Genomic DNA, 7511 nt, shown 5'->3' on the forward strand with positions numbered 1-7511 from the left:
CGAAATAATCAAAATAATCAAAATAAAAGAAACATCAATTAATTGCCTTTACTTTAAACACTTACCCTCAATTTATCAATCATTTCACTGCTCAAACCTTCGCTATATGCGCCATAGGCATCTACAAGAATACCTTTCAGTCCATCTTTCCCACTGATGGCGTAGAGTATGCTGTTATCATCAGGGTTGCTCATACCCTCGAAGCGGTAGTAGCTATCAACCTGAAAATCTTCCGGGTGCAATTCCAGTTGCGACGGTACGCAGTGCAGGCAGTGTGATTTTAGATTAAAGTCATTAACATATCCTGCCTTTCTTAAACCGGCGATGGCTTCGGACAGGGTGTCGTAGCTTGTTATATTTTCCATGGCAGATAGGTTTTAGTCTAGTGTTAAGTTAGATAAACCATGCCATTAAATGAATGACGGTTATCATGAAAAACCCGGATTGAGGCTAAAAGCAATGGCTACGCCCAAAATTGCCGGTAACCTTCGGCAAGCAGATCACTGATGTCAATGCAGTTGCTTTCATGCGTTATGGCATTAGTGGTAACCACTTCCTTTGCTCCGGCCCGGATCATATCTTTGTACGCCTCGCCTGCAAACACGGCATGGATGCCAATGCAAACGGGAGGCCTCATTTCTGCCTGCCGCAAATGGCCAATGGTCCTGATCATTGTGGTGGCCGTTGAAATAATATCATCAACCAAAACCGGAGTATAATCGGTGTAAGCCTCTACCTGTGGTACTGAAACCTGCACATCCCTGTCTCCGTGCCTGACTTTTTCCAGCACCAGAAATGGCGCTCCGGCTTCCCGGGCAACCTGCGAAACCCATTGTTCGCTTTCACTGTCAGGGCCTACAAGTACGGGCTTTGTGATGTTATTCCTGATCCAGGCAGAAATGTGGCAGGCAGCGTGCATCACTCGTGTGGGGATAGGGTATACCTCGGATAGTGAGTTTCTGCGATGTAAATGAGGGTCAATGGTTACCAGTGCGTCGGTAAAGCCGGATATAAGGTCTCCAAAATATGCTGATGTAACACCTTCACCTTCATTGAACCGCTTATCCTGCCTCATGTATGCCAGGTAAGGCGCAAGAAGGGCTACATGGCTGGCCCCGAGGTTTTTAACCGTTTTGGAGAGAAAGTACAAGGGCAGCAGCTTTGCATCAGGTTGATGCAGGGTGCAGACCAATACCACCTTTTTGTCTTTCACCTCGGAAAGCACCCTGACATAGGTTTCACCATCGGGGAAATGGCGTATAATAGCCTCCCCTTTTTCGGCATTCAGCCTGGCCGCCAGCTTTACAGCCAGCTCTTCATTTCCCGGAAGTGCAAAGATAATCGCATCCATAGCTCAGGTAATTTCAATGATTTTCTTTTGAGAAGAAAGGTACTCCAATGCATACTCAAGCTCACCCTTCGATTCCGCATGCACCACAAGCAATGTTTGCCCTTGCTCCACTTTGCTTCCTATAGGTGCCATGAAATCGACACCGGATGCCTTATCATCAGGTGCCCCTGCCAGCTTGGCCACTTTGGAGAGCAGGCGGTTATCCACTTTTGTCACTACACCGGCACACTCAGCTTTAATGTCATGCCTGTATCCGGCTGTTTTGGGTTCTACAAAACCACCTTGTGCTTTACATATAGCCAGAAATTTTTCATAAGCTTTACCCGAGTCCAGCACCTTTCTGGCCTCATCATTCCCTTCCCCTGGCTCCACTTTGCCTGACAGCTCCAACAGCTCACCCGCCAGCAGCAGAGCTCTTTCCCTAAGCTCGGCCGGCGCATCAGGGGCATTTTTCAGTACAGCCAGAACATCCCTGGCTTCCAGTGCGGGCCCTATACCACGGCCCACGGGCTGTGATCCGTCAGTGATGATGACTTTAAGCTTCAGCCCTATGGCATGGGCAACTTTCTCCATTTGCACTTTGAGCAGGTTGGCAGCCTCTATGCTCCGAAGCTTGGCGGTTTCCCCTACTGGCATATCAATAATCACATACCCTGATCCGGCGGATACTTTTTTAGACAAAACGGATGCTATTAACTGCCCCTCACTATCTATGTCCAGGGCCTTCTCAACTTTGATCAGGATATCATCTGCAGGGCTGAGGAGTGCGGCCCCTCCCCAGGCGATACAGCCACCCTCCTTTTCCACTACCTTCTTGATCTGCTGCATGGTCAAAACCACTGGTGCCATAACCTCCATGGTATCGGCAGTTCCGGCCGGGGAAGTGATGGCCCTTGATGAGGTCTTCGGCATAGTAAGCCCCAGGGCACTAACAATAGAGACGATGATCGGCGTAGTCCTGTTTCCCGGCAAGCCTCCAATACAGTGTTTATCCACGATACAGTCGCCGGGCCACTGCATCCTCCGGCCGGTATTGATCATGGCCTCTGTGAGGGAAACAATCTCGTCAATCTGCATCCGGTTACCGGCACATGCGGTCATAAAAGCGGAAAGATGGATATTGGAATAATTGCCATTAACAATATCCCCGATTATCTCCCGGAATTGGCCGGGGGTAAGCTTGTTTCCAAAGATCTTTGCCCTCACATAGCTGAGTGAGTCGATAGGTTGCAGGTGAGAAACTGTTATATTTTCTCCCTCACTGATTCTCAGGGCGTGCATAGCACTTTCCGAGAGGCTTATTTCGCCAGCCTTTAATATTTGTGACCGGACCACATTTAAGCTCGCCACTATAGACTTCTTTCCGTTGGCCACTCTGATGCGTGTCAGCGCCTCAAAGCCCTCTGAAATACAAACCTGGCAGTCTTCACGCATATAGACAAAGTGTTCATGCTGGGTATTGATGCCCAATCGTTTAAACACAAGTTTGTTTACCTGGTGCTTCATGTTTTCTGTTTAGTTTCTTTTGGCCGAAAAAATCATCATTACCGCACGCGCTTTTTGTTCAACTTTTAAACTTTGTCATTTTACTTCCCACAAAGGCCCCTGGCTTCGTCTAACACTCCTTTTTGGCGACTCTGGGGTACACCAGCCTGCGTTAGTAATTTAGGGTTATCACATATATCCCGGCACAATACGTGGTTATCTGCCAGGATCACCTGTTTTTCCTGCCTGGTCAGTGTGGTCAAAGAAGTTACAGGGTGTAGCCCCGAGCGGTCTATGAGGTCTTTCAGGCTACCTTTCCGCGGGTAGTCCCAACCTACCAACATCAATCCTGCACAACTGCCATATTTAATGGCATCATCTGTAAACCTGGTATTGGTAAAAATCCAGCCTTTATGAAACTTGGTGCTATGTGCTTCATGTTTTTTCCATTGTTTTTCCACATCTCTAAAGCGAGAGTGGATATACAAGGGCACTTTTACATCGCAGTGCCGGGCCTGATCGCTATGAAACTTGCATTCTACCATGTAGTGCTCTGAGGCTTTCTCGGCCACTACATCCAACTCGTGCTGCACACAGTGCCCCTGCACGATCACCCCAACTTCTACCTTGAAGCCTTGATACCGGAGTATCTCACCCACAAATTTTTCAAAAGGATAACCTGTAGGCCCCAACTCCATAATGGCTTTTTTGAGCTTGTACTTTGCAGCCATAGGCTTCGAGCTTTTGCGCAACCTCGCAAAAGCCTCTTTATAGATCAGCTTGGTACTGATGCCTTCGTACAGAAGTGCCTCCACCTCCTTTAGTATATCCTGCGCCAGGCCATCATTAGCTCCCGCTCGTTTTAATGACGCCAGCAACTTGCCCGGCACAAACGGGGCTTTCTCTCCGGAAACTTTGGTTACGTTAACCATTTTTTAATATTGAGAGGGTAGTATCGAGTATGGAGACTGGCTCACTCCTCGCTTAATGTTACCGCTTAGTCTATGATGTAAATATGGTTACATCTTCAGGACCGGTGAATGACCGGCCTCATCATAGCCTATGACATTCATCAGCTTACATTCAAGGATTAAAATTGGCGAGGATTGAAATGGAAGTAAAAAAATTGAGGCCGTTTCAAAAGAACGGCCTCAACAATATTAGTTACTTAAAACTTCTCTGAGCCAGGCCTTGGCTGATTCTTCATTTTGGAAATTGCGATTGATAACTTGATCACCTACTTCTTCCTCTGAGAATCCCTGATAAGACTCTGCCGAAACACTCGAGAAAGCATAGTCGTCTTCAGACAACACGAATGCTACATAACATATTCCTGCTTCGAGTAAACGGGCATTCCAATCAGCAGCAATCCATTGCAGATCGGCTTCAGCCACAGCATCTCCTTCTCTTAAATCAACCAGCCATGCTATCCTTCCATATTCCTTCCTTTTTTCTATCATCAGTTCCAGACCTTTGTTCAGGCAATATCTAATTTCAGCGCCATCAAGAAACCCAACATGCCTCATTATTAAGCATGGAACAGACGAATCAGAAACAACAACTGAATTCTGAACTTTAAAAAGTATTTCCTTCATTTTTTGCTTATACTGTCTATAAATTATTAATTAACATTTAAAACCTCCCTGAGCCAGGCTTTGGCTGATTCTTCATCTTTAAAATTACGGTTGATTATTTGATCACCCACTTCTTCCTCCGAGTATTCCTGATAACTCTCTACAGAAAAACTCGCTGCAGCGTACTCATCTTCTGATAGCACAAATGCCATATGCCGAAGACCAGCTTTATGGGCACGAGGATTGAAATAACTAGCCATCCATTTCATATCATCTTCCAGAAATACATCTGCTTTGGTAAGATTGGGCAACCATCCCATTTTTCCGTGTATTTTTTTCTTCTCCTCAAAAATTTCCAAGCTTTTATCCAGCAGGGTTCTAAACTCCTGTGAAGTTATGAAGCCAACGTTATCTATAATTAAACAAGGTACGGAAGGATCATAATCCACTGTATATGCTCCAATCGAGTAAAGTCTTTCTATTTTCATTATTTTAAGATTGTTTCATTTGATCAATTATTTAAAACCTCCTTAAGCCAGGCTTTAGCTGATTCTTCGTCTTTGAAATTCATGTGCTTTACCTCTTCGCTACCTCTCTCCTCTGAACTTTCCACAAAGATTTCACCGGAAATGCTGGACAGCGCATATGCATCCTGGTTCAACACAAATGCTACAGCCCTGAGTCCCTTCTCATGTGCCTGTTTTTCAAAATCATTGGCCGCCCAAACCATATCCTCTTCAAGAAAAGCATCTGATTCTGTAAGGTTGGTCACCCAGCCAAACATTTCACCTTCCTCCTTCCGTTCGACCGCCAGTTCGAGTGCTTTGTTCAAAAATGTCCTAAACTCTGTACTATCCATAAACCCTATATGTCTAAATATTAAGCAGGGTACAGCAACGTCATATTCCAATGTAGATTTACCAAGTGTATAAAGTCTTATTGTTTGCATTTGATATGAATTATATTTTAATTTTTATTATTTTACTGATAGCCAGACATTTGCCACAATAGACCGCTAAATCATTGCCCGTTATTCTCTTACAAACACTCTATGCTCCATTTATCATGTCGCGCAACCATTTTTTGGCAGATTCAACATCTATGAATTGCCGAATGATCAATCCTTTTGTCAGCTTTGCCCCCTCTGAACTATCAATGTATGTTTCTATGCTCATACTTGACAGCTCATCTTCAGCCGGTACAAGGGCAATATGTCTAACGCCAACCTCAAATACCCTTGCATTCCAATTACTGGCAATCCATGCTATATCCTCCTATGAAACGACTTCCTGCTTCCTGGCATCAGCCAGCCAAGCTATTTCAAGCATTTCACTTTTCTTTTCTATCAGAAGTTGTAGTCCCACATTCATTTGCTCTCTAAACTCATCACTCGTCATAAATCCGTTAGGAGAGCGTATGAGACAAGGCACAGAGGAGTCAAATTTTATCGTTGCCTTTCCCATTCGATGGAGTAAAGTTGTTTCCATTTGTTAATTGATTTTAGATTCTCCAAGTGTGTTATGTGTTGTTTGCATTTTTAGACTATATCCAATACTTTAGCTCTCTACTTAGAAAAATGCCACCCTATTGTCGGCTCAAAACCTCCCTGAGCCAGGCTTTGGCCGATGCTTCATCTTTGAAGTTTCGAATGACTATTTTCTCCCCTATTTCCTCCTGAGAGTATTTCTGATAAGTTTCTGCTGAAAAGTTTGCAAAAGCATAAGCATCTTCTGCTAGTACAAATGACACATGCCTGACACCAGCCTCGTAAGCACGAGCATCAAAATCCGTCGCAACCCATTTCATATCATCTTCCGAATATGCATCAGCTTGTACAAGGTTGGACAACCAACCTATTTTTCCATGTATTTTCTGCTTTTCAATTAAGAATTCAAGTCCTTTATTCAGCAAGGCTCTAAATTCTTCGGAGGTTGCAAAACCTACGTTATTAACAATGATACATGGTACTGAAGGATCGTAATTCAGTGTAGATTCCCCTTGAGTATAAAAAGTCTCTATTTTCATCTTACTGTTGTTTCAATAGTGTCAAGTCTTGTAATATTTGTTTCTGATTTATTGTTCATATAATTTCAACTCCTGCTGTGGGTTTAATAATTTTAATTTAATTGTGCTACTTCAACCACTGTTGAGTTGTTATTGCTGTTGAGTATTTAATGAACTTGTATGCTCGCCGCTAATCCAGGTAAGTGCAGCTTCTAAATTGTGAAAATAAGCGGTGGGAACAGGGTCGCCTGCGGCCTCCACTACCTCTTCAACCGAAAATTGACTCAACTCAGCATCTAGTGAAATCTCTGACGGCATGATAAGGGCTATCTGAGAGTAACCAGCTTCCAGCGCTCTGGGCAACCAGTCAGTGATGATCCATTCTTGATCCTCTACAGCGACCGTTCCAAGTTCACAGGTATCTGAGACCCATTTACCTGTTTTAAAATGTTCCATAGCCCGTATAACCGCATTTAGCCCTTCCCTAAATTCTGTAGATAAAGGAGGGATAAGCCATCTTTGCAAAATAGCATTATGTTCTTCATTGTAGCCAATTGTAATAAAATCTGTCTCAAAATAAACTTCCATTATTAATTGTTTTAAGTGATATAATTTAAAATCATTATTCAACCATCCTGAGCCACATCTTGGCTGATGCTTCATCCTTGAACATACGCGTTTCTATTTTTTGCTCGTTCGCCTTCCTGACCGATTCTTCCGTATAGATCTCGGCATTCATGCTGGCCATAGTGTACTCTTCTTCAGGCAGCACAACTGCAGAGTATCTGTTGCCTGCCTGGTAAGAACGGGGAGTCAAGTCTTCCGCCGCCCATTTCAAAGACTCCATTTCTACCGCATCTGATTCCTGAATATTGCTTAGCCACGCCAATTTCCCATACTCTTTCTTTTTTACTACATATAAGTCAAGGGCTTTTTCCTGTATTTCCCTGAATTCGTCACTTGTAAGAAAACCAATTTGCTTAACCACTATGCAAGGCACAGATGGATCAAAATCAATGGTAGATTCACCAAGAGTATAAAGTCTTATTGTTTGCATTTGATTTGAATTATATTCTAGTTTTATTATTTTACTAATG

11 protein-coding genes are annotated in these 7511 nt (G+C 43.7%); all 11 read right to left on the reverse strand.

Going from position 1 to position 7511, the window contains the following annotated elements; all coding sequences use genetic code 11:
• Positions 1–53 precede the first annotated feature (53 nt).
• Positions 54–365, reverse strand: a complete 312-nt coding sequence (locus E1163_RS11275) for a phosphoribosylpyrophosphate synthetase (protein ID WP_155171708.1) — start codon at positions 363–365, stop codon at positions 54–56.
• Between the two features lie 98 nt (positions 366–463).
• Positions 464–1351 carry a ribose-phosphate pyrophosphokinase gene (locus tag E1163_RS11280; RefSeq protein WP_155171710.1) on the reverse strand — a complete coding sequence of 296 codons (888 nt, stop codon included), beginning with the start codon at positions 1349–1351 and terminating at the stop codon, positions 464–466.
• Positions 1352–1354: 3 nt separating this feature from the next.
• Positions 1355–2857, reverse strand: coding sequence for a thymidine phosphorylase family protein (locus tag E1163_RS11285; RefSeq protein ID WP_155171712.1), 1503 nt, complete (start codon positions 2855–2857; stop codon positions 1355–1357).
• Between the two features lie 80 nt (positions 2858–2937).
• A complete protein-coding gene (locus E1163_RS11290) occupies positions 2938–3768 on the reverse strand; it encodes a restriction endonuclease (protein WP_155171714.1) in 831 nt (276 codons plus the stop codon).
• A gap of 228 nt (positions 3769–3996) precedes the next feature.
• Positions 3997–4431: a hypothetical protein gene (locus tag E1163_RS11295; RefSeq protein ID WP_155171716.1), complete on the reverse strand. Its 435-nt coding sequence runs from the start codon at positions 4429–4431 to the stop codon at positions 3997–3999.
• 26 nt (positions 4432–4457) lie between these two features.
• Positions 4458–4898 carry a hypothetical protein gene (locus tag E1163_RS11300; RefSeq protein ID WP_155171718.1) on the reverse strand — a complete coding sequence of 147 codons (441 nt, stop codon included), beginning with the start codon at positions 4896–4898 and terminating at the stop codon, positions 4458–4460.
• Between the two features lie 23 nt (positions 4899–4921).
• The gene (locus E1163_RS11305) at positions 4922–5359 is read right to left on the reverse strand and encodes an STAS/SEC14 domain-containing protein (protein ID WP_155171720.1); all 438 of its coding nucleotides are present in this window, start codon (positions 5357–5359) and stop codon (positions 4922–4924) included.
• A gap of 325 nt (positions 5360–5684) precedes the next feature.
• Positions 5685–5897 (reverse strand): hypothetical protein, encoded by a 213-nt coding sequence (locus tag E1163_RS11310; RefSeq protein ID WP_155171722.1) that lies wholly within the window; start codon positions 5895–5897, stop codon positions 5685–5687.
• Positions 5898–5994: 97 nt separating this feature from the next.
• Positions 5995–6435: an STAS/SEC14 domain-containing protein gene (locus E1163_RS11315; RefSeq protein ID WP_155171724.1), complete on the reverse strand. Its 441-nt coding sequence runs from the start codon at positions 6433–6435 to the stop codon at positions 5995–5997.
• Positions 6436–6564: 129 nt separating this feature from the next.
• Entirely contained in the window at positions 6565–7002 is a 438-nt protein-coding gene (locus E1163_RS11320; protein ID WP_155171726.1) for a hypothetical protein, read from the reverse strand.
• A gap of 34 nt (positions 7003–7036) precedes the next feature.
• Positions 7037–7471: a hypothetical protein gene (locus tag E1163_RS11325; protein WP_155171728.1), complete on the reverse strand. Its 435-nt coding sequence runs from the start codon at positions 7469–7471 to the stop codon at positions 7037–7039.
• Positions 7472–7511 lie beyond the last annotated feature (40 nt).

The organism is Fulvivirga kasyanovii, from assembly GCF_009711405.1.
GTDB lineage: Bacteria > Bacteroidota > Bacteroidia > Cytophagales > Cyclobacteriaceae > Fulvivirga > Fulvivirga kasyanovii.